The sequence below is a fragment of the Wenxinia marina DSM 24838 genome (assembly GCF_000379485.1).
In the GTDB taxonomy this organism is placed as follows: domain Bacteria; phylum Pseudomonadota; class Alphaproteobacteria; order Rhodobacterales; family Rhodobacteraceae; genus Wenxinia; species Wenxinia marina.
This window is the reverse complement of record NZ_KB902315.1, coordinates 55,829-82,282: the sequence shown is the minus strand read 5'-3', so window position 1 is coordinate 82,282 and position 26,454 is coordinate 55,829. Positions and strand designations below refer to the sequence as shown.

Genomic DNA, 26,454 nt, shown 5'->3' with positions numbered 1-26,454 from the left:
GCCGTGCCCGTGAGGCCGCGGCGTCGCCCCGGGGGTCACTCGGCAGGGGTGCTTCCCTCCACCCATTTCAGCTCCACCGCGTCGTGCGACTCGAGGAAGGCGAAGCCGTGGGGCGGGAGGTCGAGGACGTGCTGCTTCAGCTGCGCGTCGCGGGGGCCGACGGGGTGCGCGTCGCCGGGCATCTCGAGGCGGTGCTCGTCGGCGGAGAGGTTGAAGACGCAGGTGAGGACGGAGCCTTCGTGCTCGCGCACGATGGCGAGGATCGGCTCGGGCAGGTCGAGGAAGCGGGTGGTGCCGAGGCGCAGCTCCTCGCGCTGGCGGCGGAAGCCGATCGTCTCGCGGTAGGCCTCCAGCACCGACGAGGCCCGATGCTCCTGCAGGTCCACCGCGCGGGCGGCCTGCGGCGCCTTCACCGGCAGCCAGGGCTGCACCTCGGAGAAGCCGCAATGCGCCTTGTCGTGCTCCCACACCATCGGCGTGCGGCAGCCGTCGCGGCCCTTGTATTCCGGCCAGAAGGCGATGTTGGCGGTGTCCTTCACCTCGTCGTACAGGATGTCGGTCTCGAGCTGGCCCAGCTCCTCGCCTTGGTAGATGCCGAGCGTGCCGGGGAACGAGCAGAGCATCGCGATCGACTGCTTGGCGATCGGATCGGCCTGGTCCTCGTGCTCCATCCAGCGGCTGACGTGGCGCATCACGTCGTGGTTCGAGAAGGACCAGCAGGGCCAGCCGTTCGGCGCGTCCTTCTGGAATCCCTCGATGCAGCGGCGGAAGTGGGCGGCGCTGTGGTCGTGGCTCAGCATGGCGAAGGAATAGGCCATGTGCAGCTTGTCGCCGCCGGACGTGTACTCGCCCATCACCTCGATCTGGCGCGTCCCGGCCTCGCCGACCTCGCCCACCATCATCCGGTCGCGGTAGCGGTCGGTGAGGGCACGCATCCGCTTCAGCACCTCGATGTTCTCGGGCTGGGTCTTGGAGTGGATCTGCTGCTGCGCGTCGTAGGGGTTGTTGGGGAACTCGTTCCAGCCGGCCGGCGGGTTGTCCTTCAGGCTGGCGTCGTGGACGTAGAAGTTCACCGTGTCGAGGCGGAAGCCGTCGACGCCGCGGTCCAGCCAGAACTTCATCACGTCGAGGACGGCGTCCACGACTTCGGGGTTGTGGAAGTTGAGGTCCGGCTGCTCCTTGACGAAGTTGTGCAGGTAGTACTGGTGCCGGCGGGTGTCGAACATCCACGCCGAGCCGCCGAAGATCGACAGCCAGTTGTTCGGCGGGGTGCCGTCCTGTTTCGGGTCGGCCCAGACGTACCAGTCGGCCTTGGGGTTGTCGCGGGACGACCGGCTCTCGGCGAACCAGGGGTGCTGGTCCGAGGTGTGCGACAGGACCTGGTCGATGATGACCTTCAGCTCCAGCCGGTGCGCCTCGGCCATCAGCGCGTCGAAGTCGCCGAGCGTGCCGTAGATCGGCGAGACGTCGGTGTAGTCCGAGACGTCGTAGCCCATGTCCTTGTCGGGCGAGGTGAAGAAGGGCGACAGCCAGATCGCGTCCACGCCGAGGGACGCGACGTGTTCCAGCCGCTGGGTGATGCCCTTGAGGTCGCCGAGGCCGTCGCCGTTGCTGTCCTGATAGGACCGGGGGTAGATCTGGTAGATCACCGCGTCGCGCCACCATTCCCGCATCGTCTTCGCCTTTCGTCCATGGCCCGGAAAATTCCGTTCGCGCTAACACGGGTCCCCCGCCCATGCCAGCGTGCGGGCGCTTTACAAGTGCGCGAGGTGCGCTTCATGCTTCATTTGCAAGCAGGGGAGGGGCGGCCATGGCGCTCGATGCCGGCGGCGCGGGTGCGCCAGCGCTGGAGACCCGCCACCTCGTCAAGAGCTACGGTGCGGTCGAGGTCCTGAAGGACATCTCGATCGAGATGGCCAGGGGCGAGTTCCTCGTCCTCGTCGGCCCGTCCGGCTGCGGCAAGTCGACCCTGCTCAACTGCATCGCAGGCCTGGAGGAGATCACCGCCGGGGAGCTGAGGATCGCCGGCCGCGATGTCACGCAGGAGCCGCCGAAGGACCGCGACATCGCGATGGTGTTCCAGTCCTACGCGCTCTACCCCACGATGTCGGTCGGCGAGAACATCGGCTTCGGCATGAAGATCCGCCGGGTCCCGAAGGACGCGCGCGAGGCGAAGGTCCGCGAGGTCGCGACGCTGCTGCAGATCGACCACCTGCTGGACCGCCAGCCCGCGCAGCTGTCGGGCGGGCAGCGGCAGCGGGTGGCGATGGGGCGCGCGCTGGTGCGCGAGCCGAAGCTGTTCCTGTTCGACGAGCCCCTGTCGAACCTCGACGCCAAGCTGCGGGTCGAGATGCGGGCCGAGATCAAGCGCCTGCACCAGACGACCGGCGCCTCCATCGTCTACGTGACCCACGACCAGATCGAGGCGATGACGCTGGCCAGCCGGATCGTGGTCCTCAAGGGCGGCGTGGTGCAGCAGGTGGCGACGCCGGAGGAGATCTACGACCGCCCCGCCAACACCTTCGTCGCCGACTTCATGGGCTCGCCGCCGATGAACCTGGTGCCGGCGCGGGTGACGGAGGGCGGGCTCGACCTCGGCGACGTCACGCTGGCCATGGGGCCGGGCTGGCCGGCGCCGGGCCTGCCGGAGGAGCTGATCCTCGGCATTCGGCCGGAGCACCTGTCGCTGGCCCGCGGGCCGGCCGACCTGACGGTGACGCCGACGATGATCGAGAACACGGGCGCCGAGGCGTATCTGTCCTTCCGGCTGGGCGGCAAGGCGATCACCGCCCGTCTGCCGGGTCGCATCCGCGAGGATTCGGTGGGGCAGGTGGGGCTGGCGGTGGATCGTGCTGCGCTGTCGTTCTTTGATCGCGGGACGGGCGTCCGGATCGACACGCGGGCCTAGGGCCGTCTCTAGTGCACTCGGGCGCCTGCGCCCGTCGCCATCCGCATCACGCCCAGTCCCGCCTGCTCGGCCATCGCCACGGCGAGCGGCGCCACGTCCGCGCGGACGAGCAGCATCGCCAGCATCAGCGCCTCCTCCCGCTCTCCCGCCGCCGCCAGTTCCACGAGCCGGGCGAAGCAGGCCTCGTCGCCGCCGAGGCAGGGACATTCCTCGGCATGGGCCGAGAGCGGCCGCCGGCCGAAGCGAGCGCAGAGCCCGCAGAGGTCCGCGAGCGGTCCCGCGGCCGGCAGGGCGGCGTCCCGCCGCAGGGCGCGCAGGCACGACACGGCGGCGCGGCCGAGGGGATCGAGGTCGTCGTAGCTGCCGACGGGGGCGCTGCCTTTGGCGTGCATGGGTCGGTCTCCGGAGGCGTTCGGGTAATTCCTGACAGATTTACTATTGTTTGGCAAGCCGGGCGACCGAGCCTCCCTTTGCCTTCAGGAGTCGCCGGCCTCTGATCCCGCAAACCCGCCCCGCCTCGCGCCGGGGCCCCGCCGATCGTGAGCGCAGGCGGACCCGGGGTGGTCCCGGGTCAGGCCCGGGACGGGTATTCACCGTCCATGCGCTCCCGGCCGGCCTCCACCGTCCCACCCGCCCCGGCCCGGCGCGGGCGCGTGCCTCAACCCTTCAGCATCCGCAGCCCCTGGCTCACGTCCGTCCGCACGGCAAGCCGCAGCCCCGGCTCGTCGCCGGCGCGCAGGGCGGCGAGGATCAGGCGGTGGTGCGGCGGCGGTTCGGTGCGGCGAAGGCGGCCGTAGAGCGCGCTCATCGTGGGGCCGAGCTGCAGCCAGACCGTCTCGGTCAGTGCGAGGATCGCGGGCGCCTGCGCCCGCAGATACAGCGTGCGATGGAACTCCAGGTTCAGCCGGATATAGCCGGGGGCGTCGTGGCGCATCACCATCTGGCTGACGCCGTGGTTGATCTGCTCCAGCCGGTCGATCAGGGCGAAGTGGGCGCGGGGCAGGGCGCGGCTGGCGAGCTCCGGCTCCAGCATGGCCCGCAGAGAGGCCAGCTCCTCGATCCGCTCGTTCGTCAGCTCGGGCGTCGCGATCCGCCCCGACGAGCTGACCTGCAGGGCGCCTTCCGCCGCCAGCCGCCGCACCGCCTCGCGGGCCGGAGTCATCGAGACGCCGAACTCCCGCGCGATGCCGCGCAGCGTCAGCGCCGCGCCCGGAGCGGCCTCGCCGTGCATGATCCGCGTGCGCAGCGCCCGGTAGACGCGGTCGTGGGCGGCGCCGGTGGACGGCGCGTCGGCCGGGCGGGGCGGGGGCGGCTGCGGGATCATGGCGCAGTCTGTGATCGCACCCTGCGGGGCGTCAATCGGCGAACCGCCAGCGCCCCAGCTCGGTCCCGTGATCGGCCAGCCAGCGGCGGTGCCGGGCATGGTCGGGGCAGAGCCGCGCGACGATCTCCCAGAAGGCGGGCGAGTGGTCCATCCGCTCCAGGTGGGCGACCTCGTGCGCCGCGACGTAGTCCAGCACCGCGGGCGGCGCCATCACCAGCCGCCAGCAATACATCAGGTCGCCCTGGTGCGAGCATGATCCCCACCGCGAGCGCGTGTCGCGCAGCGTCAGCCGCCCGTACCGGCGCCCGAGCGCCGCGGCGTGCCGGTCCGACGCCGCCGACAGCCTCTCCCGCGCGAGCGTTTTCAGAAATCCTGCGAGCCGCGGGCCGAGCCGGTCCTCCGCGCCCGGCACGGCGAGCGTGTCCGCCCCCAGGACCGGCGCACGCCCCCGGCCCGGCACCAGCAGCCGCGGCACGCCCTCCACCGGCAGTGTGAGGCCGAGCGCCGGCGCCGCCGGCAGGGCGATGTCCGCCAGGTGCCGCCGCAGCCATGCCTCGCGCTCGGCCACGAAGGCGAGGCCCTCCGCCTCGCCGGTCCGGCGCGGCAGGGTCAGCGTCACCCGCCCGTCCAGCCGCGAGACCCGCAGCGACAGCCGCCGCGCCCGGGCCGAGCGGCGCACCGTGACCTCGATCGGGGGGTTGCCGACCAGCCGAGCCTGCCCCATATGCGCGACGTGCCTCCTGCCGGTGCCGAACAGGTTTTGACACCGTTCGCCGCTTATGGCAGGGAGCCGCGATCCGCCGCAAGGCGGTCCGAATTTCACCAGCCAGAGGGACCTGCCCGGCATGCCCAAGGAAGAGTGGGGAACCAAGCGCGTCTGCCCGACGACGGGCAAGCGGTTCTACGACCTGAACCGTGACCCGATCGTCAGCCCCTACACCGGCGAGACCGTCACCGTCGACACCGGCCGCAACCGGACGATGGTCGCCGACGCCGAGGATTCGCAGACCAAGAAGCTCAAGGCGTCGCAGAGCGACGACGAAGAGCTGCTGATCGACGATGACGAGGAAGAGGAGAGCGACGTCGATCTCGGCGACGAGGTTCTCGAGGACGACGACGACGATAACGACGTCTCGTTCGAGGAGCTCGGAGACGTGGCGTCCAACGACGAGGACTGATCGAACGAGGGGGAGATTTCCTCTTGATCTCCCCCAAGTGGCCGCATATCAGCGGCGGCACGCGACGGCCCCCGGGGGCCGTGGCCACCCGGATGGGGCCTTAGCTCAGTTGGGAGAGCGCTTGCATGGCATGCAAGAGGTCAGGGGTTCGACTCCCCTAGGCTCCACCAAACCTTCTTCGACCCGCAGTCGACGACGCTGCCTTGCGCGGATCGCAGCGCACGTGGGCCGTCCGGAGGCGATTCCTTCGGAACATCGTCGCGGGTGAGGGGTTGCCCTCTTGCAAACCTCTACGACTGACGACTGAAGAAGGAGACCCCCGATGACCCGCATGACCAAGTTCTTCGCCGCGACCGGCCTGGCTCTCACGATGGGCGGCATGGCGTCCGCGCAGGAAGGCGTCGCCGAGGATGGCAACGTCGCGTCCATGGACCTCGTCGGCGTGACCTGCATGGACTTCATGGAGGCGGATGCCGCGGCGCAGATGGATTACGCGGACGCGTTCGGCGTGATGAACGCCGCCGACGTCGAGCTTTCGGCCGATGCGGCCGCCGATGTCGACACGATCGACGACGACGTGCAGGCCATCGCGGCCGCCTGCGAGGGCAACGAGGCGATCGAACTGCTCGACCTCGAAGTCGTGGGCGGCATGTAAGCCGGACCGGCAATCCCGAAAGCGGAAGGGCCCCTCTTCAGGGGCCCTTTCTGCATGCGGCGCGTCCGGTCGGGTCAGGCGGCCACTGGCAGGGCGGCTGCGCGGATGACCTCGGCCGGCACGTCCTCGTAGGCCGCGTCTTCCACGGGGCCGCGCACGAGGCGCCCCACCCGAGCCGCGTTGCGGCCGCAGCGGCGCACCAGCCGGTTGCCCGGCCCGACCTCGCCGAGGTATCCGCCACGCATGTCGACGATGATGCCGAACCGGCCGACGACCATTCCCAGGGTTCCGCCCTTGGTGTCGAACAGCGTCTCGTTGTGAAGGAACGCAACGTACTCGCCGCGGCTGTCGTAGAGCGTGGTCGTTCTTTGCATCGTCTTTGTCCCCGGTCGCATGTTCTATCCGTTTCTGCCTCTTGTAGTTGCATTGCGGACTGATTCACTCAACCTGACGAAAAGGACAGGCCTGCCGTCGCCCCCCGGGATGAGGCCGCCGCGACGCCCCCGGAGGGCCGCGCGAGAGGAGGGCCCGCGCGATCTGGACTGCCCGGCTGTCCCGTGCTCCTGTCCGCCCATGATCCGCCGCATCCATCCCGGCTACTGGCTTTCCCTCGGTCTCGCCTTGCTCATGGCGGTCGTCCTGCTGACGTGGGGACGCGAGGCAATCTGCGCCTGCGGCTACGTGGCTCTGTGGCACGGCGAGACGATGTCGGCCGAGAACTCGCAACATGTCAGCGACTGGTACACGCCCAGCCACATCATCCACGGGCTGATCTTCTATGCCCTTCTGTGGCTGGTCGCCCGCCGCCTGCCGCTGGGCTGGCGCCTCGCCATCGCGACCGCGGTGGAGGCGGCGTGGGAGCTGCTGGAGAACACCGACGCAGTGATCGAGCACTACCGCTCGGTCACCATTTCCCTCGACTACTATGGCGACAGCGTCCTCAACTCGGTCAGCGACCTGATCGCGATGTGGATCGGCTTCGCGCTGGCGCGGTGGCTGCCGGTCTGGGCGAGCGTCCTGCTGGCCGTCGCGTTCGAGGTCTTCACCACCTGGATGATCCGCGACGGGCTGGCGCTGAACGTGCTGATGCTGCTGTGGCCGCTGGAGGCGGTGAAGGCCTGGCAGGGCGGCGCCTGATCCTCGGGGCTGGCCATTGCCGGCGCGAGGGGCCATGACTCGGGGCAATCCGCTCCAAGGGAGCCCGACATGAGCGACGAGACCTTCACCCCGCATGGGAAGCACCTGATCGCCGGCGAGTGGGTGGCCGGAGACGCCACCTTCCGCTCCGAGCCCGCCAGCGGCGAGGCGTTCGACTACGCCGTCGGCACCCCGGACGTCATCGACCGCGCCGCGAAGGCGGCGGAGGACGCGTTCTGGACCTACGGCTACACCACCCGCGAGGAGCGGGCGGCCTTCCTCGAGGCCATTGCCGACGAGATCGAGGCGCGCGGCCCGCAGATCACCTGGATCGGCACCTCCGAGAGCGGCCTGCCCGCCGCGCGGCTGGAGGGCGAGCGCGGGCGGACGACCGGCCAGCTGCGCCTCTTCGCCAGCCACATCCGCAAGGGCGACTACCTCGACCGCCGCCATGACGAGGCGCTGCCCGACCGCCAGCCGCTGCCGCGGCCGGACCTGCGGATGATCCAGCGTCCCATCGGCCCGGTGGCCGTGTTCGGCGCGTCGAACTTCCCGCTCGCCTTCTCCACCGCCGGGGGCGACACCGCCGCGGCGCTGGCCGCCGGCTGCCCGGTGATCGTCAAGGGCCACTCCGCCCATCCCGGCACCGGCGAGATCGTCGCAGAGGCGATCCATGTCGCGATCCAGAAGACGGGGATGCCGAAGGGCGTCTTCTCCCTCGTGCAGGGCGGCAAGCGCGACGTCGGCCAGGCGCTGGTGCAGCACCCGCTGATCAAGGCGGTCGGCTTCACCGGCTCGCTCGCCGGCGGGCGGGCGCTGTTCGACCTGTGCGCCCAGCGGCCCGAGCCGATCCCGTTCTTCGGAGAGCTCGGCAGCGTGAACCCGATGTTCGTCCTGCCCGCGGCGGCGAAGGCGCGCGGCGCCGAGATCGGCAAGGGCTGGGCCGGCTCGCTGACGATGGGGGCGGGGCAGTTCTGCACCAACCCCGGCATCGCGGTGATCCCGAAGGGCGCCGAGGGCGACGCCGTCGTCTCCGCCGCGAAGGCCGCGCTGGAGGGCGTCGGCCCGCAGGTCATGCTGACCGACGGCATCGCCGACGCCTACCGCAAGGGCAAGGAGCGGTTCGACGGCCGCAACGCCGTGCACCCGGTCCACGCCACCGAGCAGGAGGGCCGGAACGCCAGCCCCAACCTCTACGAGACCGACGCCGACGCCTACCTGCAGGACCATGCGCTGGGCGAGGAGGTGTTCGGCCCCCTCGGCCTCGTCGTCCGCGTCTCCGGCCCGGACGAGATGGTGTCGCTGGCCAAGGGCTTCGAGGGGCAGCTCACGACGACGCTGCACATGGACGCGGGCGACGCCGACCTCGCCCGGCGCCTGCTGCCGATCCTGGAGCGCAAGGCGGGCCGCATCCTCGCCAACGGCTTTCCGACCGGCGTCGAGGTGGCGGACGCGATGGTCCACGGCGGGCCGTATCCGGCGTCGACGAACTTCGGCGCGACGTCCGTCGGCACGCTGTCGATCCGCCGCTTCCTGCGGCCGGTCTGCTACCAGAACATCCCCGAAGGGGTGCTGCCCGACGATATCGCCTGACGGCTCAGGCGATCAGGACGGCGCGGACGTCGTTGACGTTGGTCAGCGTCGGTCCGGTGACGACGAGATCGCCGAGGCGCTCGAACAGGGTGTAGCTGTCGTGGGCGTCCAGCGCGGCGGCGGGGTTCAGCCCCGCCGCCCGCGCCCGCGCCAGCGTGTCCGGCCCGATCACCGCGCCCGCCGCGTCCTCGGTCCCGTCGATGCCGTCGGTGTCGCCGGCGAGCGCGTGGATCCGCGCGTGCCCGTCCAGCGCCACGGCCAGCGCCAGCAGGAACTCCGTGTTCCGCCCGCCGCGCCCGGCGCCGGCCCCGACCGTCACCGTCGTCTCGCCGCCCGACAGAAGCACCGCCGGCGCCGCCACCGGCGCGCCGTGCGCCGCGACCGACCGCGCGATCCCGGCCATCACCGTGCCGACCTCCCGCGCCTCGCCCTCCAGCGCGTCGCCGAGGATCAGCGGCGTCACGCCCGCCTCCTGCGCCACCCGCGCCGCCGCCTCCAGCGACAGCATCGGCGCGGCGATGAGGCGGTAGTCCGCCTCGAACGTCGCCTGCGGCTCCGCCGGCGCAAGGAGGAGGGCGCGCGCCGCAGGGGGCAGGCCGTCGCCGAGGCGCTGGGCGAGCGGCGAAAGGTCCTCGTCCGCCGCCGGGTCCGGCACCGTCGGCCCCGACGCGATGGCGAGGGGATCGTCCCCCGGCACGTCCGAGATCGCGAGCGTCACCAGCCGCCCGGCCCCCGCCGCCGCCCGCGCCAGACCGCCGCCCTTCACCAGCGACAGCCGCCGCCGCACCTTGTTCATCGCCCCGATCGGCAGCCCGGAGGCGAGCAGCAGCCGGTTCACCGCGACCTTGTCCGCCAGGGTGAGCGGCGGCCGCGGCGCGGTCAGCAGCGCCGAGCCGCCGCCCGAGATCAGCGCCAGCACCAGGTCGTCCGACCCCGCCGTGCCAGCCGCGGCCAGAATCTCGCGTGTCGCCGCTTCGCCGGCGACATCGGGCACCGGGTGGGAGGCCTCGCGGACCGTGATCCTTTCCGTCGGGACGGCATGGCCGTAGCGGGTGACGACGACGCCCGACAGATCCACGTCGGGCCACGCCGCCTCGACCGCGCGGGCCATCGCCGCGGCCGACTTGCCGGCGCCCACCACGATGCAGCGCCCGCGCGGCCGCTCGGGCAGGTGCCGCGCCAGCATCTCGGCCGGATCGGCCGCCGCAACGGCGGCAGCGAAGAGGCGGCGCAGGAAGGCCGCGGGATCGACGGGGGCGGGCATGGGCGGATCCTCCGGCAGACCGGGCAGCTTTAGCCGCCTCGCGCGGGTGGCGCCACGCCGCAAGGGCACGGGGCCGTGGAACCCCCGCCACCCTTCGCCTGTTTGCGGAGGGAGCGCGCGGCCCGTCCGTGCCACGGACCCTCAGACCCGCGGGAGAGACATGCACACGCAACTTGACGTGAACGGACGGGCCTACGCGCTCGATCACGACCCGCGCACGACGCTTCTCGACGCGCTGCGCGACCATATCGGCCTCTACGGCACCAAGAAGGGCTGCGACCACGGTCAGTGCGGCGCCTGCACGGTGCTGGTGAACGGCCGCCGGATCAATTCCTGCCTGACGCTCGCCGCAATGCACGACGGCGACGAGATCACGACCGTCGAGGGGCTGGGAGAGCCCGGCGCGCTGGCGCCGCTGCAGCAGGCCTTCGTGGACTGCGACGGCTACCAGTGCGGCTACTGCACCCCGGGGCAGATCATGTCCGCCACCGGCATGCTGGAGGAGGCGAAGGCGGGCGACCCGTCCCACGTCTCGGCCTCGCTGTCGGGCGACGTGGCGCTGGACGATTCCGAGATCGCTGAACGGATGAGCGGCAATCTCTGCCGCTGCTCGGCCTATCCCTTCATCCGTCAGGCCATCCACAGCGTGGAGGGCAAGGAATGAGGCCCTTCGACTATACCCGCGCCGGCACGCTGGACGAGGCGGGCGCGCAGCTGGGCAAGACCGCGGCGGTGATCGCCGGCGGGACCAACATCCTCGACCTGATGAAGCTGCAGATCATGACGCCCGAGCGGCTGGTCGATATCGGCCGGGTGCCCGGTCTGGACGGGATCGAGGCGGACGGCGACGGCCTGCGCGTCGGTGCGCTGGTCCGCAACTCCGACCTGGCCGCCGACGGCCGCATCCGCGCCGGCTGGCCGGTGCTGTCCCGCGCGCTCCTCTCCGGCGCGTCCGGGCAGATCCGCAACAAGGCCACCACCGGCGGCAACCTGCTGCAGCGCACGCGCTGCCCCTACTTCTACGACCCCGCGATGGCCTGCAACAAGCGCGAGCCGGGCGCCGGCTGCGCCGCGAAGGAGGGGGTCGGCCGGATGCTCGCGATCTTCGGCACGTCCGAGCACTGCCTCGCCGCTCATCCCTCGGACATGGCGGTCGCCCTGCGGGCGCTGGACGCGAAGGTCGCCGTGCGCGCCGCAGACGGGTCGGAGCGGACGCTGCCGCTGGACGAGTTCTACCGGCTCCCCGCCGACCGGCCGGACATCGAGACGGTGCTGGGGCCGGACGGGATCGTGACAGGCGTGGTCCTGCCGGCCCCCGTGGCCGGCTCGGTGCAGGCCTATCGCAAGGTCCGGGACCGCGCCTCCTATGCCTTCGCGCTGGTCTCGGTCGCGGCCGTGGTGACGGTGGAAGACGGCCGCATCGCGCGCGCCCGTCTCGCCTTCGGCGGCGTCGCGCCGCGGCCTTGGGCGAACGACGCGGTGACCGCGATGCTGGAGGGCGAGGCGCCGGACGATGCGCTGTTCCGCGCCGCCGCCGATCGCCTGACGGCGGACGCCGCCCCGCACCCGGACAACGAATTCAAGCTTCCGATGCTGCGCCGGACCCTCGTGTCGGTGCTGCGCGAGACCACGGGCCTCGCCGAGCCCTCCATCGGAACCGACAGGACGGACGCCGCCGCATGACCCAGACCTTCAAGATGGACGAACCGCTGCCGCGGCTGCTCGACGAGACCCGTCAGGGCCTGATCGGCACACCGATGAACCGCCCCGACGGCCCGCTCAAGGTGTCGGGCCGCGCCGACTACGCCGCCGACCGCCTGCCGGACGGCACGGCGCACGGCGTGCTGGTGCGGGCGACGATCACGAAAGGCAAGGTGACGCGGCTGGACGAGAGCGCGCTCGCCGGGATCGAGGGGGTGGTGGCGGTCCTGTCGGGACCGAACTTCGTCCGCAACCCCGCACAAGGCATGGCCGGCGAGTCGCCGGTCCAGCCGGGGCCCCGCGTCGACTACCATGGCCAACCGATCGCCCTCGTCGTCGCCGAGACGTTCGAGGCGGCCCGCGACGCGGCGCAACGCCTCGTCGTGGAATATGACGACGCCGGCGGGGCGGAGGTCGATCCCGACAGCGCCTCCGAGGTCGAGACGGACGATCCCGACGCGACAGGCGACTGGGACGAGGCTTGGGGACGGGCGGCGGCGAAGGTCGACGTCACCTACACGACGCCCGGTCAGGTCTCGGCGGCGATGGAGCCGCACGCGGCGCTCGCCCACTGGGACAGCGGCAGGCTGACGCTGCACGGCAGCCAGCAGATGCTGCGGTTCAACCGCAAGGAACTGGCCGACGCGGTGGGCGTCGATCCGTCGGAGGTCCGCATCCTGTCGCCCTACGTCGGCGGCGGCTTCGGCTCCAAGCTCGGCATCGGCGCCGAGGCGGTGTCCGCCGCGCTGGCGTCCCGCGACCTCGGCCGGCCGGTGCGCGTGGTCATGGCGCGTCAGACGGTGTTCGACGCGGTGCTCCGCCGGACGCAGACGTCGCAGCACGTCCGGCTTGCTGCGGATGCCGACGGCAGGCTGCTCGCGCTGGGTCACGACGACCTCGTCTCGAACCTCCCGGAGGAGAGCTTCGCCGAGCCCACCACCAACGCCTCGCAGTTCACCTATGGCGCCGCGGCCCTGCGCTTCCAGCAGAGCGTCGCGCGCATCCACCGCACACCCTCCGGCTCGGTCCGCGCGCCGGGCGAGGCGGTGGGCATGGTGGTGCTGGAAGCGGCGGTGGACGAACTGGCAGGCGAGCTCGGGATGGACCCGGTCGAGCTCCGGCTGAAGAACATCCCCGACACGGCGCCATTGACCGGGCAGGACTATTCCGGCCGCCGTCTCGCAGACTGCCTGCGGCAGGGCGCCGAGCGGTTCGGCTGGGCGCAGCGGCCGAAGGCCGAGCGGGACGGCGACTGGCTGATCGGCTGCGGCATGGCCGCCGCGGCGCGCAAGAACATGCTGACGAAGGCCGCCGCGCGGGTGCGCCTGACCGGCGCAGGCGCGGTGGTCGAGACCGACATGACCGACATCGGCACCGGCAGCTACGCCATCCTCGCGCAGATCGCGGGCGAGTTGCTGGGCCTGCCGGAAAGCAAGGTCGAGGTCCGTCTCGCCGACACCGACCTGCCCGGCGCCTCCGGCTCCGGCGGCTCGTTCGGCGCCGGCTCCACCGGCTCGGCCGTGTTCCTCGCGGCCCGCAGGATCCGCGAGCAGCTGGCCGCGCAGCTGGGCTGCGAGCCGGGCGAGCTGACGCTGCAGGACGGCATCGCCCGCGGCGCGAACGTGGAGAAGTCGCTAGCCGATCTGGTCCAGGACGAGCTCGTCGGCGAGGCCGAGATCGCCTCGGGCGAGGCGGCGAAGAGTCACCTCTCCGCCGGCTGGGGCGCGCATTTCTGCGAGGTGGCCGTCCACGCCTGGACCGGCGAGGTCCGGGTGCGGCGGATGCTCGGCCTGTTCGACATCGGCCGGGTGCTGAACCGCAAGACGGCGACCAGCCAGGCCGTCGGCGGCATGATCTGGGGCCTCGGCGGCGCGCTGACCGAGGAGCTGCACCACGACCCGCGCACCGGCCACATCGCCAATCGCGACCTCGCCAACTACCATGTCGCGGCCCACGCCGACGCGGCGGGGCGGATCGAGGCGGACTTCGTCGACGACCGCGACGACTGGGCGAACCCGATGCAGTCCAAGGGCGTCGGCGAGCTCGGGATCTCCGGGTCCGGCGGCGCGGTGCTGAACGCGATCCACGCGGCGGCCGGGGTGCGGATCCGGCACCTGCCGGCGACGCCGGACAAGGTCATCGCGGCGCTGGAGGCGGCGGGGCGGTAGGCTCGATGGCCCCGTCTAGGGCCAGCCCGCCCCGGCCCTGAGCCGGGGCCTCGACGAGAACGGGCGCACTACCTGTGGCGGCTACTCCTGCAGCTTTCACCGGTCCAGTCGCGCCCCGCCCGGAATCAGCCGCGCGAGCGGCCCGGGCAGCGTCTGGCCGCCCCCCGGCCAGACGCTACCCCACCACCTGCGAGACGATCAAAGTCATGCGGGAGCAGCGTCATAAATTTCTCTCACCACCGCGTCGGGGCGTCTGACCGCGGCCAGACGCCGCCCTACTGTCATTTCCAGACCTTCATTTCGAGGAATGCGGGTCCGCCGCAACCGGCCGCCGGTGGCGGCTACTCCTGCAGCTTTCACCGGTCCAGTCGCGCCCCGCCCGGCCTCAGCCGCGCAGGCCAGGCGGCCCGGGCAGCGCCTTGCCGCCCCCCGGCCAGACGCTACCGCACCACCTGCGAGACGATCGAAGACATGCGGGAACAGCGGCATAAACCGCCTTTACCGAAAGGTCGGAGCGTCTGACCGCGGCCAGACGCCGCCCTCCGTCTATCCCGTCAATCAACGCTAGAACCGCGCATCCACCCTACGGCGTCCATCCCGGCACCCTTGCGGCCTGCGCGATCCAAACCCGGAACGCGCCCTCGTCGAACTCGCCCTCGCCGACATCCGCCCACCGCGCCGGCTCCGCCTTCGGCGTCCCGCCCGCCGGCACCGGGTCCAGCGACCGGCCGGCGAAGAAGGTGCAGCGCACCACCTTCGTCAGGCAGTGGATCGACAGGAAGAATCCCTGTCCCTCCACCCCCCAGAAGGGCGAGTTCCAGCGGACGGCCCGGGTCGCCTCCGGCACCAGCTCGGTCACCAGCGCCTCGACGCCGCGGCCGATCTCCTGCTTCCAGCCCGGCATCGCGGCGATGTAGGCGTCGACGGGCGCCTGCCCGTCGCCCTTGGGGATCTGCGGATTGCCGCCCGCCAGCAGGCGCGGTCCCTCAGCCATGCGCCTACTCCGCCGGCGTCCGGCCCCGCCGCAGGTAGGGCAGGGCGAAGAGGTACAGGCCGGTGAACAGCAGCAGGAACAAGGGCGGCAGCGGCAGCATGTAGACCCACATCGCCGGCTCGCCCACGATGGCGATGGCGGCGAAGTTGGCCACCACGGCGAGGGTGAACAGGATCGCGATCCAGCGGTGCAACTGCCGGGTCCAGGCGGCGAGGGTCATTCCGGGGTCTCCGTGTCGAGCAGGGTCTGCAACTGATCCAGGAAGTTCGTCCACCCATAGCGGGCGCCGTGGAACGCCTGGGTCTGGTCGGGCCGGAAGCCGGTCTGCTCCATCCGCAGACGGGTGCCCCCCTCGGTCTCGGTCAGCGTCCACGTCACCACGCTCTCCAGCCCCATCGCCTCCCACGTATAGCGCAGTCTGCGCCCGGTCTCGACCTCCAGCACGCGGCCATCCACCGCGCCCCAGTCGCCCTCGAAGGTGAAGCCGTGTCCGACCTCCGGCGCGAAATCCGACTTCATCAGCCACTCGGCCATCAGGGCGGGCTGCGTCAGCGCGCGCCAGACCCGCTCGGGCGGGTGGGCGAGGTCGCGCTCGATGACAACGGTGCGGATGTCGGGGGCCGTGTCGTTCATTGGTCGATCCTCTTCAGCAGGTCTTCGAGGGCGTCCAGGCGGCCCTCCCAGTAGGCCGCCATCTCCGCCGTCCAGTCGAGCAGCGGCGCCAGCGCCTTCGGCCGCGCGGAATAGCGCGTCTGCCGCCCCTCGGGATGGTCGGAGACGAGGCCGGCCTCCTTCAGCTGGCGCAGGTGCTTGGAGACGGCGGGCTGCGAGACGCCGGCGCGTTCCGTCAGCGCCCCGACCGTGAGATCGCCGTCCCGGCACAGCCGCTCGAACAGCGCGCGGCGGGTGGGGTCGGCGAGGGTGCGGAACAGGTGGTCGGGCGACTGCATCTCATAACCCATCGGCTATGCGAAGACGCATAACCTGACGGATATGAGTCGGTCAAGCGCTCAGTCGCGGACCTTCTCCAGCAGCTCCACCACCTCCTGGAACATCTGCCGCTGGCGGTCCTGGTCGCCCGCGACGATGGCGTCCTCCATGCAGGTGCGGGCATGGTCCTCGATCAGCAGCCGCTCCACGGCGCGCAGGGCCGAGCGGATGGCCGCGGTCTGGTTCAGCACGTCCACGCAGTAGCGTCCGTCCTCGACCATCCGGGCGACGCCCTGCACCTGCCCGGCAAGGCGGTTCAGCCGCTTCAGCACGGCCTCGCGGTTCTGCTTGTCGTGGGCCATCGCAGTCTCCTGATCCGCCCTTGCCTCTATACCCCCCTTGGGTATATGTCCACCGGCATGGATGCCCCCCGGGGGCATACGGGACGAAGGGACCAGCCATGCAGACGCACGATGACGCCCACCATCACCATGCCCACGACGCCCCTGCGGCGAAGGACGGCAAGGCGATCGACCCGGTCTGCGGGATGAAGGTCACGATGGCCACGGCCAAGTACACGGCCGAGCACGAGGGCGAGACGTTCTACTTCTGCAACCCCAGGTGCAAGACGAAGTTCGAGACCCGGCCCGAGATCTACCTCGACCCCGCGTTGAAGGCGCCGCCGCGGCCGAAGGCGAAGGACCAGATCTACACCTGCCCGATGGACCCCGAGATCGAGCAGGTCGGCCCCGGCACCTGTCCGATCTGCGGCATGGCGCTGGAGCCGAAGGGCGTGGCGCTGACCGAAGGCCCGTCCGAGGAGTACGTCGACTTCCGCCGCCGCTTCGCCATCGGCGCCGCGCTGACGGTGCCGCTGTTCCTGCTGGCGATGGGGCGGCATCTGCTGCCGGGCCTGTTCCACGACTTGAACGTCGCGGCGCTGAACTGGGCCGAGCTGGCGCTCGCGACGCCGGTCGTCCTCTGGTGCGGGGCGCCGTTCTTCCAGCGCGGCTGGGCGTCGGTTCGGACCCGCAACCTCAACATGTTCACGCTGATCGCGCTGGGCACCGGGGTGGCCTACCTCTACTCGGTCGTCGCCACGCTCGCGCCCGGCCTCTTCCCCGCGCAGTTCCGCGGCCATGCCGGCGAGGTCGGCGTCTACTTCGAGGCGGCGGCGGTGATCGTCGTCCTCGTCCTCCTTGGCCAGCTGATGGAGCTGCGCGCGCGCGAGCAGACGGGCGGCGCGATCCGCGCTCTTCTCGACCTCGCGCCCAAGACCGCCCGCCTCATCGACGCCCGCGGCGAGCGGGACATCCCGCTGGAGATGGTGCGCGCCGGCGACCGGCTGCGCGTGCGGCCGGGCGAGGCGGTGCCGGTGGACGGCGAGGTGACGGACGGCGCCTCGGCGGTGGACGAGAGCATGATCACGGGGGAGCCGGTGCCGGTGGAGAAGGGCCGCGGCGACCCGGTCACGGGCGGCTCGCTGAACGCCACCGGCAGCTTCGTCATGACCGCCACCCGCGTCGGCGCCGACACGATGCTGTCCCGCATCGCCGAGATGGTCGCCGGCGCGCAGCGCAGCCGCGCCCCGATCCAGCGCCTCGCCGACCAGGTGGCGGGCTGGTTCGTGCCGCTGGTCGTGGCGGTCGCCGTCATCGCCTTCGCCGCCTGGTCGATCTGGGGGCCGCCGCCGGCGATGGGCCTCGGCCTGATCGCCGCCGTCTCGGTCCTCATCATCGCCTGCCCCTGCGCCCTCGGCCTCGCCACGCCGATGTCGGTGATGGTCGGCGTCGGCCGCGGCGCCTCGCGCGGGATCCTTATCCGCAACGCCGAGGCGCTGGAGCGGCTGGCGGCGGTGGACACGCTCGTCGTCGACAAGACGGGGACGCTGACGGAAGGCAAGCCAGCGCTGGTGGGCGTGGAAGGCGACGACGACGCGCTGCGCCTTGCCGCGGCGCTGGAGGCGGCGTCGGAGCATCCGCTGGCGAAGGCCATCGTCGACGGCGCCCGTGAGCACGGGCTGACCGTCCCGGAGGCGTCCGGCTTCGACAGCGTCACCGGCAAGGGCGTGCGCGGCACGGTGGAGGGTCGCCGCGTGGCGGTCGGCACCGCGGCGCTGATGGCGGAGGAGGGGGCCGACCCGGCCGCCTTCGCCGCGGCGGCGGACGCCGCGCGGGCGCAGGGGCGGACAGCGATGTTCGTCGCGGTGGATGGCCGGGCGGCCGGGCTGCTGACGGTGGCGGACCGGGTGAAGGAGACGACGCCCGGCGCGATCCGGGCGCTCCATGCCGAAGGGCTGCGGATCGTCATGCTGACCGGCGACGCCGAGGCGACCGCGCGGGCGGTGGCCCGCGATCTCGGCATCGACGAGGTGGTGGCGGGCGTCCTGCCCGACGGCAAGCTGGACGCGATCCGCAGGCTGCAGGCCGAGGGGCGGACGGTGGCGATGGCCGGCGACGGCGTGAACGACGCTCCCGCGCTGGCGGCGGCGGACGTCGGCGTCGCGATGGGGACGGGCGCGGACGTGGCGCTGGAAAGCGCGGGCGTGACGCTGGTGGGGGGCGACCTGTCGGGGCTGGTGGCGGCGCGCCGGCTGAGCCGGGCGACGGTGCGCAACATCAAGACGAACCTCGCGTTCGCGTTCCTCTACAACGGCCTCGGCGTGCCGGTGGCGGCGGGGGTGCTGTACCCGGTGATCGGCGTCCTGCTGTCGCCGATGATCGCGGCGCTGGCGATGAGCCTGTCGTCGGTGTCGGTGATCGCCAACGCGCTGCGCCTGCGGAGGGTGCGGATCTGAGGGGGCGGCATGGTGGGTTTCACCCACCCTACGGCGCCGGGGTAAAGTGGGTGACACCCACCATCCCGGTGCACTGCGACGTCGGAGCGTCCGACTTCGGCCAGACGCCGCCCTCCAGTCCGTTCCCGGAGTCCCGCCCCGGCCTNGAGCCGGGGCCCCGCTCCAAACGGACGGACCAGGGACCCTCGAGGCCCCGGTTCGAGGCCGGGGCGGGCATTCCCTGCGCGCCTACTACGGGACCGTTGTAGGGTGGGTGAAACCCACCATCCCGGTGCACTGCGACGTCGGAGCGTCCGACTTCGGCCAGACGCCGCGCTCCGGTCCGTTCCCGGAGCCCCGCCCCGGCCCTGCGCCGGGGCCCCGCTCCAAACGGAACCAAGGACCCTCGAGGCCCCGGCTCAAGGCCGGGGCGGGCATTCCCTGCGCGCCTACTACGGGACCGTTGTAGGGTGGGTGAAACCCACCATCCGGGTGCACCGCGGCGTCGGAGTGTCCGACCGCGGCCAGACGCCGCCCTCCGATGCGCTCCCGGAGACCCGCCCCGGCCCTGAGCCGGGGCCCCGCTCCAAACGGACGGACCAAGGACCCTCGAGGCCCCGGCTCGAGGCCGGGGCGGGCTTCCCTGCGCGCCTATTACGGGACCGTTGTAGGGTGGGTGAAACCCACCATCCGGGTGCACTGCGGCGTCGGAGCGTCCGACTTCGGCCAGACGCCGTCCTCCGGTCCGTTCCCGGAGACCCGCCCCGGCCCTGAGCCGGGGCCCCGCTCCAAACGGACGGACCAATGACCCTCGAGGCCCCGGCTCGAGGCCGGGGCGGGCGGGCGTTCCCTGCGCGCCTTACGCCACTTCGGCGAAGACCTTGTCCAGCGCGCTGTCCAGCTTGTCGAACATCTCGTCCATCTGCGCCTCGGTCATCACGAAGGCCGGGCACAGGACCACGGCCTGTCCGAGCGGCCGGCAGATCAGGCCGGCGTCGGTGCAGGCGTTGGCGATCCGCTCGGAGACCGACAGATCGCCCGCGAACGGCGTCTTGGTCGCCTTGTCCTTGACCGCCTCGACCGCGCCCATCAGGCCCTTGCCGCGCCATTCGCCGATGTTCGGCTTCTCGGCCAGCCGCGCCAGCCCGGCCTCGAACCGGGGCGTGAGCGCCCGGACGTTCTCCAGCAGCCCCTCGTTCATCACCACGTCGATCGCCTTCAGCGCGATGGCGCAGCCGACCGGGTGACCCGAGGCGGTGAAGCCGTGGGGGAATTCCTCGATCGCCTCGGCGGCGGCCTGCATCCGGTCCGACAGCTCTGGGCCGAGGATGACGGCGCCCATCGGGAAGAAGCCGGCGGTGAGGTTCTTGGAGGAGATGATCGCGTCGGGGACGAAATCGAAGGTCTCGCAGCCCCAGACCTCGCCCGTCCGGCCGAAGCCCGTGATGACCTCGTCCGAGATGATCGGGATGCCGTACTTGCGCAGGATCGGCACGACGGCCTGGAAGTAGCCTGACGACGGCGGGATCACTCCGCCCGCGCCCATGACAGGCTCGGCGAAGAAGCCGGCGATGGTCTCCGGCCCCTCCTTGATGATCGTCGCCTCCAGCTCCTTCGCCATCCGCTGGGTGAACTCCGCCTCGCTCTCGCCCTCCTGGCCGAAGCGCCAGTAGTGCGGGCAGGACAGGTGCAGGAACCCCGGCAGCGGCAGGCCGAACACGGAGTTGTAGGGCTTGCCCGTCATCGAGGCCGAGACGGCGGTGACGCCGTGGTAGCCGTTCCAGCGGGTGAGAATCTTGCGCCGCTGCGGGTTGCCCTCGGCGGCGTGCAGGAACCACAGCATCTTGACCATGGTGTCGTTCGCCTCGGAGCCGGAGTTGGTGTAGAACACGCGCCCCCGCTCGAACGGCGAGACCTCCACCAGCTTCTCGGACAGCATCACCGTCTGGTCGGACATCCGGCCGAAGAAGGCGTGGTAGCCCGGAAAGCGGGCGTACTGCGCCTGCGCCGCCTCGATCAGGCCCGGATGGTCGAAGCCGGCGACCATGTTCCACAGGCCCGAATTGGCGTCGAGGTAGCGGCGGCCGTGGACATCCACGACGTAGGGCCCCTCGCCGTGGGTCAGGACGACGGTGCCGCGGGAATGGACCGTCGGCAGGTCGGTGAAGCCGTAGAAGGACGACGCCTCGGCGCGGGCCTCCCAGCTGTTGGTGCGGTCGTCGGGCATCGGGGCCTCCTTGTCGTTTGGCCGCGACGATATGGCCGGGCAGGAGGGCTTTCAATTGCCGGCGAAGCGGGCGGGCGGGCTGCCGGACCGCTCGTCCCTCCGCCCGCGGGCCCGGGCGGGGGGCGGCGGTTCTACGACGACGGCGGCAGGCTGATGTGCAGCCCGTGCCAGTCCAGCGCCTCGTCCGCGAAGTCCACCCGCTCGGGCCGGAAGACCGCCGGGTCCGACAGCGTCGCCGCGAGGACGTCGATCTGGTGCTCGCGCTTGTCGGTCGAGAAGGTGAGCGGGGTGCCGCAGGTGGGGCAGAAACTTCGCATCACGCCGGGGGAGGAGGCAAAGCGGCCCGGCTCGTCCCCGGTCCAGCGAAAGCCGTCGCGGGCGACGCCCATCCAGCCGACGACCGGGGCGCCGCTGGCGCGGCGGCAGCTCTCGCAGACGCACAGCGCCTGCCAGTCGACGGCATCGTCGTCGATCTCGTAGCGGCAGGCGCCGCACAGGCAGTAGCCGTCCAGCGCCACGGCGTCAGGCCGCCGCGGCGCGGGCGGTCTCGGCCGCCGCCAGCAGGACCTCCGCGACCATGTCGCACTCGCCTTCCGTGAATCGGGCGGGCAGGCGCACGTCGCAGGCGCGGCGCAGCATTGCGGCCGTCCTGGGCAGGTCCGGCACCTCGCCGAGGAAACGCCAGTTCCAGAAGGCCCGCGCGTTGTCGCCCGACAGTCCGAAGATCTGCACCGGCACGCCGCCCTGCGTCGCGTCCGTGACGAAGCGGGCGGCCGCCGCGTCGTCCATGCCGGTCAGGTTGAACTGGATCGAGTCGGGGGCGCGCACCTCCGGCGCCAGCGGCGCGGGCACGTCGAACCACGGCGCCGCGTTCAGCCGCGCGGCGACCCGGTCGTGGTTGCGCCGTCCGTCGCGGACCCGCCGCGGCAGCTCGGCCAGCTGCGGCCGGACCAGGGCGGCGGAGAGGTTGTTCAGCCGTGTGTTGTAGAGCGGCAGCGTGTTCTGCAGCCGCGCGAACGGTGCGGCGAGGACGGGATGCTTCTTCCAGTTGTGCTCGTAGGCGCCGGACATCAGGACTGCCCGGGCCACCAGCTCGGCGTCGTCGGTGACGAGGATGCCGCCCTCGCCGGCGTTCAGCAGCTTGTAGGACTGGAACGAGAAGCAGCCGGCCCGGCCGAGCGTGCCGATCGGCCGTCCGTGCCATGTGGTGCCGAGGGAATGGGCCGCGTCCTCGATCACCGGCAGGTTCGCGGCGGCGGCGAGCGCAAGGATCGCGTCCATGTCGGACGTGTGGCCGCGCATGTGGCTGATGAGGACCGCCGCGGCGCCCGGAAGCTTGGCCGCGAAGTCGTCCATGTCGAGGCGGTAGTCGTCGCCGCACTCCACCAGCACCGGGGTCAGGCCGGCATGGAGCACGGCCGACGGCACGGCGGCGAAGGTGAAGGCGGGCAGCAGAACGCGGCCGCCCTCCGGCAGATCCAGCGCCTTGAGCGACAGGAAGATGGCCGCCGAACAGGACGCGACGGCGAGCGCGAAGCGGCTGCCCAGCATCGCCGCGAACTCCGCCTCCAGCAGGGCGACGGGGCTGTCCTCGGATGTGTAGCGGAACAGATCGCCAGTCCGGAGGAGGCGCTCGACCTCGGCCCGGGCGGCGTCGGGAATAGGCTCCGCCGCGGTCGCGGAGGGCAGGGGAGGGGGAAGATCGCGCACCTGTTGGGTCCCGGCTGCTCTGGTTGCACCAGTCCTAGCACGCGCGCCACCAGCGCACCAAGACGGATCCGCAGGCCGTGCCTACGGAAACGTGACGCGGCAATGCCGGGGCGCCTCCTTCCGGCGGCCGCAATCGGGGGCGATAACGGACCGGTCCGCCGCACTGGTCTGACGGGTCGTCGCTTGCTCACCTGGATCGCGCTCCTGATGCTCCTGCCGTGCCTGGGCGTCCTGCTCCGGCTGCGGCGCGCCGCGCGTCGCGTCCGGGCCTTGGCGCTGGTCCTCGCGGTCGGTGCCGGCGCGGCGGGAAGCGCGCAGCTCGCCACGGGCGGGGCGGAGCCGCCGGGGCGGATGGTCGTCGCCGCCGACGGGCTTCACCTGCGGACCTGTCCGGACACCGCCTGCGGCAGCCTCGGCGTCCTCTCCCGCGGGACCGAGGTGGCGGTCCGCGAGGCGCGCGGCGTCTGGGTCCGCGTGGGCGCGCCGGCGGACGCGGCCTGCGCGGGCGGCGAGAGCGGGCTGGTGCAGACCGGCCGCCGCGCCTGCCGTCCGGACAACGGGATCGAGAACGGCCGCGTCGCGCCGTGGGTCCACTCCGGCCACCTCGCCCCCGCGCCGGGCGGGACGGGGGCGTCGGTGCGTTAGGCGCGCCTCCGGCGGCAGAGGACGTCGGGTGGCGGCAAGGGGCCAGCGGACCCGGCCGGGCCGGAGGGGTGGGACGAGGCGGCACGGGGTCCCGGGTCAAGCCCGGGACGGGAAGTGCGTCAACGAGCTGGCCCGCCCCCCTCACCGCCCTCGCAGCAGTGGCGAGCGGGCGATCTTGTCGTTGAGGGTGCGGCGGGGGATGCCGAGGAGGCGGGCGGCGCGGTCGGTGTTGCCGTTGCACTGGTCCAGCACGCGGGCGATCTCGCGGCTCTCGAAGTCGGCGACGAGGTCGCGCAGCGTCTGCTCCCCCGGCACGCCGCCACCGGGCCGGGCTGCCGCCGTCCCCGCGCCGGGCCGGGCGAGCCCGAGGACATAGCGTTCCGCCGCGAGGCGCAGTTCGTGAGCGTTGCCGGGCCAGTGATGCGCCTGCAGCGCGCGGCGCTCGCGGAAGTCGGCCGCGGGCGCCTCCCGGCCGTGGCGGGCCGCCGCCGCCCTGACGAAGTGGGCGAAGAGCGCGGGGATGTCGCTGGCGATGTCGCGCAAGGGGGGCAGGGGCAGGACGTATCCGGCGATCCGGTAGTACAGGTCCTCGCGGAAGGCCCCCTCCGCCATCGCCTGCGTCAGCGGGCGGGACGCGGAGGCGACGACGCGGAAGGCCGCCTCCGGGTCGTCCCGCCGCGCCTCCAGCACGCGCAGCAGTTTCGGTTGAAGCGCCAGGGCCAGCGTGTCGATGTGGTCGAGGTAGAGCGTGCCGCCCCGCGCCTCGCCCACCAGCCCTCCCGCGCCCTCGGCCGGCGTGGCGCCGAACAGGACGGCGTCGGCGCCGACGTCGGGCAGGCTGGCGCAGTTCACCGCGACGAACCGGCCGTCCCGGCGGGGCGAGCGGCGGTGCAGGATCCGGGCGGCCAGTTCCTTGCCCGTCCCGGTCTCGCCGACCAGCACGACGTCGATGTCCACCGCCGCCAGGTCGGCCAGCCGGCGGCGCACCTCGTCCAGCGCCCGGCTGTCGCCGATCAGATCCTCCTCCGGCTCCAGCCGGTGCTGAAGGCGCGCCACCTCGGCCTTCAGCCGGGCGGTCTTGAGCGTGCGCTCGACGACCGAGAGGAGGTGCTCGGCGTCGTAGGGCTTCTCGAGGAAATCCTCCGCCCCCGCGCGCATGGCACGCACGGCATGGTCGACGTCGCCGTGCCCGGTCAGCAGGATCACCGGCAGGTCGAGCCCGCGCTCCGCCACCTCCATGAGAAGGCCGATCCCGTCGAGGCCGGGCATCCGCAGGTCGGTGAGGACGAGGGAGGGCGCATCCCCCGCCGCCGCGTCGATCGCCGCGCGGGCGCCGGCGAAGGGGACGGGCTCGTGGCCGGCGGCGGCGAGCAGGTCGCACAGGCTGTCGAGATGGTCGGGATCGTCGTCGACGACGAACAGCCGAGCGGTCATTCCGCCGCAATCCCGTCCGTCCGGCCCGAGGTGCCGAGCGCGTCCAGCGCGATCCGCGCCCGGGTGCCGCCGCCTGGGGCGGGGCCGATCTCGAACGCGCCGCCGAACTCCTCGACGATGGTGCGCGAGATCGACAGGCCGAGGCCCAGGCTCTCGCCTCCCGACTTGGTGCTGAAGAACGGCTCGCCGATCCGGGCGAGGAGGGCGCGCGGGATGCCGGGGCCGTTGTCCGTCACGGTGATCGTCACACGGCCGCCCGCCTCGTGCCGCGTCACCTCGATCCGCCCGTCCGGCCGGTCCGCCACCGCGTCGAGCGCGTTCGACAGCAGGTTCACGAGCACCTGCTCCAGCCGCACCTGGCCGGCCATCGCGACCGGCGAGGGGCCGGCGGGCCGGAAGACGATTGCCGCGCCGTCCGTCGCGCGCAGGCCCGCGATCTCCAGCGCCGAGCGGATCGCGTCGTCCACCGTGACCGGCCGGGCGGCGACCGCTTCCTTCCGCGAGAAGCTCTTGAGGTGCTTGATGGTGCGCAGCATCCGCCGGATGTGGGCGCGCGCCTTCTCGACCCGGCCGCGGGCGGCGTCGGTCTCGATCCCGCCGGACAGCAGCGCGGCGGCGAGCGAGGCCTCCATCGCGGCGAGCGGCTGGCTGATCTCGTGGACGATGGCGGCGGACATCCGTCCGAGGGCGGCCATCTTCTCGGACTGGACGAGCGCGTCCTGCGCGGCGCGCAGGTCCGCCTCGGCCTGCCGCCGCTCCTCGATCTCGCGGCCGAGGGCTTCTGTCCGCTCCGCGACCCGCCGCTCCAGCAATTCGCCCTGACGCAGGCGCATCTGCAGCAGACGCTGCCGCTGCAGGCGCACGCGCAGCAGCGCCGACAGCATCAGCCCCGCCAGCGCACCGACCGCCGCCGCACCCCAGGCGAGGCGCCAGGCGGGGGCGAGCGGCGCGGCGGCGAGGAGCTGCCAGTCGTCGACCGGCAGGACCAGCGCCCGCAGCATGCTCTCGCCGCCCGGGCCGCCGACGGTACCGCCGGTCCCGGTCAGCGGGGCGGAGCGGGTGACCGGGATGCCGGCATAGGCGCGGGTGCCGAGAATCGCCTCCGCCCGGTCCGCGTCCAGCGGCCGAAGCGGGCGGTACAGCCAGTCGGGGTCGCCCGACAGGATGACGATCCCGTGCCGGTCGGCGAGGGCGAGGGTGACGCCGGTGCGCGCCCAGTCCTGCGGCAGGTGGCGCAGATCCACCTTCACCACCATCACGGCGGTGCGCCCCGCCACCTCGGCCCGGGTGGACAGGAAGTAGCCCGGCTCTCCGGTGGTGACGCCGACCGCGTAGAACCGGCCGACGCCGGTCTCCAGCGCCTCGGTGAAGTAGGGGCGGAAGGCGTAGTTCTGGCCGAGGAAGGTGTTCTCCTCCGCCCAGTTGCTGGCCGCGATGGTCGTGCCGCCCGCGTCCATCAGGTACAGCTGGTCGGCCCCGGCCCGGCGCGCCGCCACCTCCAGCGCGCCGTTGGCCGCCGCGATGCGGGCGGGATCGTCCGGCCCGGCGATGGCGGCGCGGATGCGCGGATCCTCCAGCATGACCGAGGGCAGCGGGCGGAACCGCTCCACCCCGGCCTCGACGCCGCGGCCGGCGAGGAGGAGCGAGCGCTCCAGCCGCTCCGCCGCGGTGCCGGTCGCGATCTCCCAAGTGGCCAGCCCGGCGAGGGTCCCGAGCGCGGCGCAGAGGAGCGCGGGCAGGACGAAGGGCAGGGCGAGGAGGCGCGACATGCCGTCATCAGTGGCACGGCGGCGGCGTCTTGTCGAAAGGG

General features: G+C 72.4%; 26 protein-coding genes and 1 tRNA gene. 11 read left to right on the top strand and 16 right to left on the bottom strand.

The features are described 5' to 3' along the window. Positions 1-35: 35 nt before the first annotated feature. On the bottom strand, positions 36-1,673 hold the full coding sequence (locus tag A37W_RS0119520) for an alpha-glucosidase (protein ID WP_018304738.1): 1,638 nt from the start codon (positions 1,671-1,673) through the stop codon (positions 36-38). 137 nt (positions 1,674-1,810) lie between these two features. On the opposite strand from A37W_RS0119520, the gene A37W_RS0119515 reads away from it, so the two are divergent. Then, a complete protein-coding gene (locus A37W_RS0119515) occupies positions 1,811-2,908 on the top strand; it encodes an ABC transporter ATP-binding protein (RefSeq protein ID WP_018304737.1) in 1,098 nt (365 codons plus the stop codon). A gap of 8 nt (positions 2,909-2,916) precedes the next feature. Here A37W_RS0119515 and A37W_RS0119510 read toward each other — a convergent pair whose 3' ends face one another. The 3 genes from A37W_RS0119510 to A37W_RS0119500 form a co-directional block, all read right to left on the bottom strand. Then, the gene (locus tag A37W_RS0119510; protein ID WP_018304736.1) at positions 2,917-3,300 is read right to left on the bottom strand and encodes a hypothetical protein; all 384 of its coding nucleotides are present in this window, start codon (positions 3,298-3,300) and stop codon (positions 2,917-2,919) included. A 266-nt stretch (positions 3,301-3,566) separates the two neighbouring features. Then, positions 3,567-4,232, bottom strand: coding sequence for a GntR family transcriptional regulator (locus tag A37W_RS0119505; RefSeq protein WP_018304735.1), 666 nt, complete (start codon positions 4,230-4,232; stop codon positions 3,567-3,569). Positions 4,233-4,263: 31 nt separating this feature from the next. After that, on the bottom strand, positions 4,264-4,956 hold the full coding sequence (locus A37W_RS0119500) for a M48 family metallopeptidase (RefSeq protein WP_018304734.1): 693 nt from the start codon (positions 4,954-4,956) through the stop codon (positions 4,264-4,266). A gap of 121 nt (positions 4,957-5,077) precedes the next feature. Between A37W_RS0119500 and A37W_RS0119495 the strand changes: the two genes are divergently transcribed. The 3 genes from A37W_RS0119495 to A37W_RS0119485 all read left to right on the top strand — a co-directional run bounded on the left by A37W_RS0119495 (position 5,078) and on the right by A37W_RS0119485 (position 6,065). Then, positions 5,078-5,410 (top strand): TIGR02300 family protein, encoded by a 333-nt coding sequence (locus tag A37W_RS0119495; RefSeq protein WP_018304733.1) that lies wholly within the window; start codon positions 5,078-5,080, stop codon positions 5,408-5,410. Positions 5,411-5,504: 94 nt separating this feature from the next. Next, a tRNA-Ala gene (locus A37W_RS0119490) sits at positions 5,505-5,580 on the top strand. A 152-nt stretch (positions 5,581-5,732) separates the two neighbouring features. Further along, positions 5,733-6,065 carry an HdeA/HdeB family chaperone gene (locus A37W_RS0119485; protein ID WP_018304732.1) on the top strand — a complete coding sequence of 111 codons (333 nt, stop codon included), beginning with the start codon at positions 5,733-5,735 and terminating at the stop codon, positions 6,063-6,065. 74 nt (positions 6,066-6,139) lie between these two features. Here the strand turns inward: A37W_RS0119485 and A37W_RS0119480 are convergent, their stop codons facing one another. Continuing rightward, positions 6,140-6,439: a 4-fold beta flower protein gene (locus tag A37W_RS0119480; protein ID WP_018304731.1), complete on the bottom strand. Its 300-nt coding sequence runs from the start codon at positions 6,437-6,439 to the stop codon at positions 6,140-6,142. 199 nt (positions 6,440-6,638) lie between these two features. On the opposite strand from A37W_RS0119480, the gene A37W_RS0119475 reads away from it, so the two are divergent. Both A37W_RS0119475 and A37W_RS0119470 read left to right on the top strand, forming a co-directional pair. Then, positions 6,639-7,202, top strand: coding sequence for a DUF2585 domain-containing protein (locus A37W_RS0119475; RefSeq protein ID WP_018304730.1), 564 nt, complete (start codon positions 6,639-6,641; stop codon positions 7,200-7,202). 69 nt (positions 7,203-7,271) lie between these two features. Beyond that, positions 7,272-8,795: an aldehyde dehydrogenase (NADP(+)) gene (locus A37W_RS0119470; RefSeq protein ID WP_018304729.1), complete on the top strand. Its 1,524-nt coding sequence runs from the start codon at positions 7,272-7,274 to the stop codon at positions 8,793-8,795. A 4-nt stretch (positions 8,796-8,799) separates the two neighbouring features. Here the strand turns inward: A37W_RS0119470 and A37W_RS0119465 are convergent, their stop codons facing one another. Continuing rightward, entirely contained in the window at positions 8,800-10,059 is a 1,260-nt protein-coding gene (locus A37W_RS0119465) for a glycerate kinase type-2 family protein (protein ID WP_018304728.1), read from the bottom strand. Between the two features lie 160 nt (positions 10,060-10,219). On the opposite strand from A37W_RS0119465, the gene A37W_RS22505 reads away from it, so the two are divergent. Genes A37W_RS22505 through A37W_RS0119450 form a run of 3 tightly spaced genes read left to right on the top strand, consistent with a single transcriptional unit; the run spans position 10,220 to position 13,928 of the window. Continuing rightward, entirely contained in the window at positions 10,220-10,723 is a 504-nt protein-coding gene (locus tag A37W_RS22505; RefSeq protein ID WP_018304727.1) for a 2Fe-2S iron-sulfur cluster-binding protein, read from the top strand. Continuing rightward, entirely contained in the window at positions 10,720-11,742 is a 1,023-nt protein-coding gene (locus tag A37W_RS0119455; protein WP_018304726.1) for an FAD binding domain-containing protein, read from the top strand. The genes A37W_RS22505 and A37W_RS0119455 overlap by 4 nt, the downstream gene beginning before the upstream one ends. After that, positions 11,739-13,928: a xanthine dehydrogenase family protein molybdopterin-binding subunit gene (locus A37W_RS0119450; RefSeq protein ID WP_018304725.1), complete on the top strand. Its 2,190-nt coding sequence runs from the start codon at positions 11,739-11,741 to the stop codon at positions 13,926-13,928. The genes A37W_RS0119455 and A37W_RS0119450 overlap by 4 nt, the downstream gene beginning before the upstream one ends. 583 nt (positions 13,929-14,511) lie before the next feature. Here the strand turns inward: A37W_RS0119450 and A37W_RS0119445 are convergent. From A37W_RS0119445 to A37W_RS0119425, 5 genes are read right to left on the bottom strand one after another with little or no spacing between them, the layout of a single operon-like run. Next, positions 14,512-14,922 (bottom strand): DUF1801 domain-containing protein, encoded by a 411-nt coding sequence (locus tag A37W_RS0119445; RefSeq protein WP_018304724.1) that lies wholly within the window; start codon positions 14,920-14,922, stop codon positions 14,512-14,514. Positions 14,923-14,926: 4 nt separating this feature from the next. After that, on the bottom strand, positions 14,927-15,142 hold the full coding sequence (locus A37W_RS0119440) for a hypothetical protein (RefSeq protein ID WP_018304723.1): 216 nt from the start codon (positions 15,140-15,142) through the stop codon (positions 14,927-14,929). After that, positions 15,139-15,555 carry an SRPBCC family protein gene (locus tag A37W_RS0119435; protein ID WP_018304722.1) on the bottom strand — a complete coding sequence of 139 codons (417 nt, stop codon included), beginning with the start codon at positions 15,553-15,555 and terminating at the stop codon, positions 15,139-15,141. Before A37W_RS0119435 ends, A37W_RS0119440 begins: the two co-directional genes overlap by 4 nt. After that, complete coding sequence (locus A37W_RS0119430) at positions 15,552-15,872, bottom strand: ArsR/SmtB family transcription factor (protein WP_018304721.1); 321 nt, start codon at positions 15,870-15,872, stop codon at positions 15,552-15,554. The genes A37W_RS0119435 and A37W_RS0119430 overlap by 4 nt, the downstream gene beginning before the upstream one ends. Before the next feature lie 60 nt (positions 15,873-15,932). After that, positions 15,933-16,214: a metal-sensitive transcriptional regulator gene (locus tag A37W_RS0119425; RefSeq protein ID WP_018304720.1), complete on the bottom strand. Its 282-nt coding sequence runs from the start codon at positions 16,212-16,214 to the stop codon at positions 15,933-15,935. Between the two features lie 98 nt (positions 16,215-16,312). On the opposite strand from A37W_RS0119425, the gene A37W_RS0119420 reads away from it, so the two are divergent. After that, positions 16,313-18,649 (top strand): heavy metal translocating P-type ATPase, encoded by a 2,337-nt coding sequence (locus tag A37W_RS0119420; RefSeq protein WP_018304719.1) that lies wholly within the window; start codon positions 16,313-16,315, stop codon positions 18,647-18,649. Positions 18,650-19,487: 838 nt separating this feature from the next. Here A37W_RS0119420 and A37W_RS0119415 read toward each other — a convergent pair. The 3 genes from A37W_RS0119415 to A37W_RS0119405 form a co-directional block, all read right to left on the bottom strand. Beyond that, positions 19,488-20,855 (bottom strand): aminotransferase, encoded by a 1,368-nt coding sequence (locus A37W_RS0119415; protein WP_018304718.1) that lies wholly within the window; start codon positions 20,853-20,855, stop codon positions 19,488-19,490. Positions 20,856-20,986: 131 nt separating this feature from the next. Further along, positions 20,987-21,373: a GFA family protein gene (locus A37W_RS22500; RefSeq protein ID WP_018304717.1), complete on the bottom strand. Its 387-nt coding sequence runs from the start codon at positions 21,371-21,373 to the stop codon at positions 20,987-20,989. Positions 21,374-21,377: 4 nt separating this feature from the next. Beyond that, the gene (locus A37W_RS0119405; RefSeq protein WP_018304716.1) at positions 21,378-22,565 is read right to left on the bottom strand and encodes a DegT/DnrJ/EryC1/StrS family aminotransferase; all 1,188 of its coding nucleotides are present in this window, start codon (positions 22,563-22,565) and stop codon (positions 21,378-21,380) included. 207 nt (positions 22,566-22,772) lie between these two features. On the opposite strand from A37W_RS0119405, the gene A37W_RS23035 reads away from it, so the two are divergent. Beyond that, positions 22,773-23,210 carry an SH3 domain-containing protein gene (locus A37W_RS23035; RefSeq protein WP_156169336.1) on the top strand — a complete coding sequence of 146 codons (438 nt, stop codon included), beginning with the start codon at positions 22,773-22,775 and terminating at the stop codon, positions 23,208-23,210. 141 nt (positions 23,211-23,351) lie between these two features. Here the strand turns inward: A37W_RS23035 and A37W_RS0119395 are convergent, their stop codons facing one another. Together A37W_RS0119395 and A37W_RS0119390 are read right to left on the bottom strand one after the other, a co-directional pair. Next, the gene (locus A37W_RS0119395) at positions 23,352-24,644 is read right to left on the bottom strand and encodes a sigma-54-dependent transcriptional regulator (protein ID WP_018304714.1); all 1,293 of its coding nucleotides are present in this window, start codon (positions 24,642-24,644) and stop codon (positions 23,352-23,354) included. Further along, positions 24,641-26,413 (bottom strand): sensor histidine kinase, encoded by a 1,773-nt coding sequence (locus A37W_RS0119390; protein ID WP_018304713.1) that lies wholly within the window; start codon positions 26,411-26,413, stop codon positions 24,641-24,643. Before A37W_RS0119390 ends, A37W_RS0119395 begins: the two co-directional genes overlap by 4 nt. Positions 26,414-26,454: the final 41 nt, after the last annotated feature.

Coding starts and splice junctions, on each gene's coding strand:
- A37W_RS0119435 (WP_018304722.1), bottom strand. CDS start 15,555: ATGAACGACACGGCCCCCGACATCCGCACCGTTGTCATCGAGCGCGAC.
- A37W_RS0119505 (WP_018304735.1), bottom strand. CDS start 4,232: ATGATCCCGCAGCCGCCCCCGCCCCGCCCGGCCGACGCGCCGTCCACC.
- A37W_RS0119420 (WP_018304719.1), top strand. CDS start 16,313: ATGCAGACGCACGATGACGCCCACCATCACCATGCCCACGACGCCCCT.
- A37W_RS0119415 (WP_018304718.1), bottom strand. CDS start 20,855: ATGCCCGACGACCGCACCAACAGCTGGGAGGCCCGCGCCGAGGCGTCG.
- A37W_RS0119465 (WP_018304728.1), bottom strand. CDS start 10,059: ATGCCCGCCCCCGTCGATCCCGCGGCCTTCCTGCGCCGCCTCTTCGCT.
- A37W_RS0119485 (WP_018304732.1), top strand. CDS start 5,733: ATGACCCGCATGACCAAGTTCTTCGCCGCGACCGGCCTGGCTCTCACG.
- A37W_RS0119500 (WP_018304734.1), bottom strand. CDS start 4,956: ATGGGGCAGGCTCGGCTGGTCGGCAACCCCCCGATCGAGGTCACGGTG.
- A37W_RS0119495 (WP_018304733.1), top strand. CDS start 5,078: ATGCCCAAGGAAGAGTGGGGAACCAAGCGCGTCTGCCCGACGACGGGC.
- A37W_RS0119455 (WP_018304726.1), top strand. CDS start 10,720: ATGAGGCCCTTCGACTATACCCGCGCCGGCACGCTGGACGAGGCGGGC.
- A37W_RS23035 (WP_156169336.1), top strand. CDS start 22,773: ATGCTCCTGCCGTGCCTGGGCGTCCTGCTCCGGCTGCGGCGCGCCGCG.
- A37W_RS0119395 (WP_018304714.1), bottom strand. CDS start 24,644: ATGACCGCTCGGCTGTTCGTCGTCGACGACGATCCCGACCATCTCGAC.
- A37W_RS0119480 (WP_018304731.1), bottom strand. CDS start 6,439: ATGCAAAGAACGACCACGCTCTACGACAGCCGCGGCGAGTACGTTGCG.
- A37W_RS0119430 (WP_018304721.1), bottom strand. CDS start 15,872: ATGCAGTCGCCCGACCACCTGTTCCGCACCCTCGCCGACCCCACCCGC.
- A37W_RS0119510 (WP_018304736.1), bottom strand. CDS start 3,300: ATGCACGCCAAAGGCAGCGCCCCCGTCGGCAGCTACGACGACCTCGAT.
- A37W_RS0119470 (WP_018304729.1), top strand. CDS start 7,272: ATGAGCGACGAGACCTTCACCCCGCATGGGAAGCACCTGATCGCCGGC.
- A37W_RS0119445 (WP_018304724.1), bottom strand. CDS start 14,922: ATGGCTGAGGGACCGCGCCTGCTGGCGGGCGGCAATCCGCAGATCCCC.
- A37W_RS0119475 (WP_018304730.1), top strand. CDS start 6,639: ATGATCCGCCGCATCCATCCCGGCTACTGGCTTTCCCTCGGTCTCGCC.
- A37W_RS0119450 (WP_018304725.1), top strand. CDS start 11,739: ATGACCCAGACCTTCAAGATGGACGAACCGCTGCCGCGGCTGCTCGAC.
- A37W_RS0119440 (WP_018304723.1), bottom strand. CDS start 15,142: ATGACCCTCGCCGCCTGGACCCGGCAGTTGCACCGCTGGATCGCGATC.
- A37W_RS0119515 (WP_018304737.1), top strand. CDS start 1,811: ATGGCGCTCGATGCCGGCGGCGCGGGTGCGCCAGCGCTGGAGACCCGC.
- A37W_RS0119425 (WP_018304720.1), bottom strand. CDS start 16,214: ATGGCCCACGACAAGCAGAACCGCGAGGCCGTGCTGAAGCGGCTGAAC.
- A37W_RS22505 (WP_018304727.1), top strand. CDS start 10,220: ATGCACACGCAACTTGACGTGAACGGACGGGCCTACGCGCTCGATCAC.
- A37W_RS0119520 (WP_018304738.1), bottom strand. CDS start 1,673: ATGCGGGAATGGTGGCGCGACGCGGTGATCTACCAGATCTACCCCCGG.
- A37W_RS0119390 (WP_018304713.1), bottom strand. CDS start 26,413: ATGTCGCGCCTCCTCGCCCTGCCCTTCGTCCTGCCCGCGCTCCTCTGC.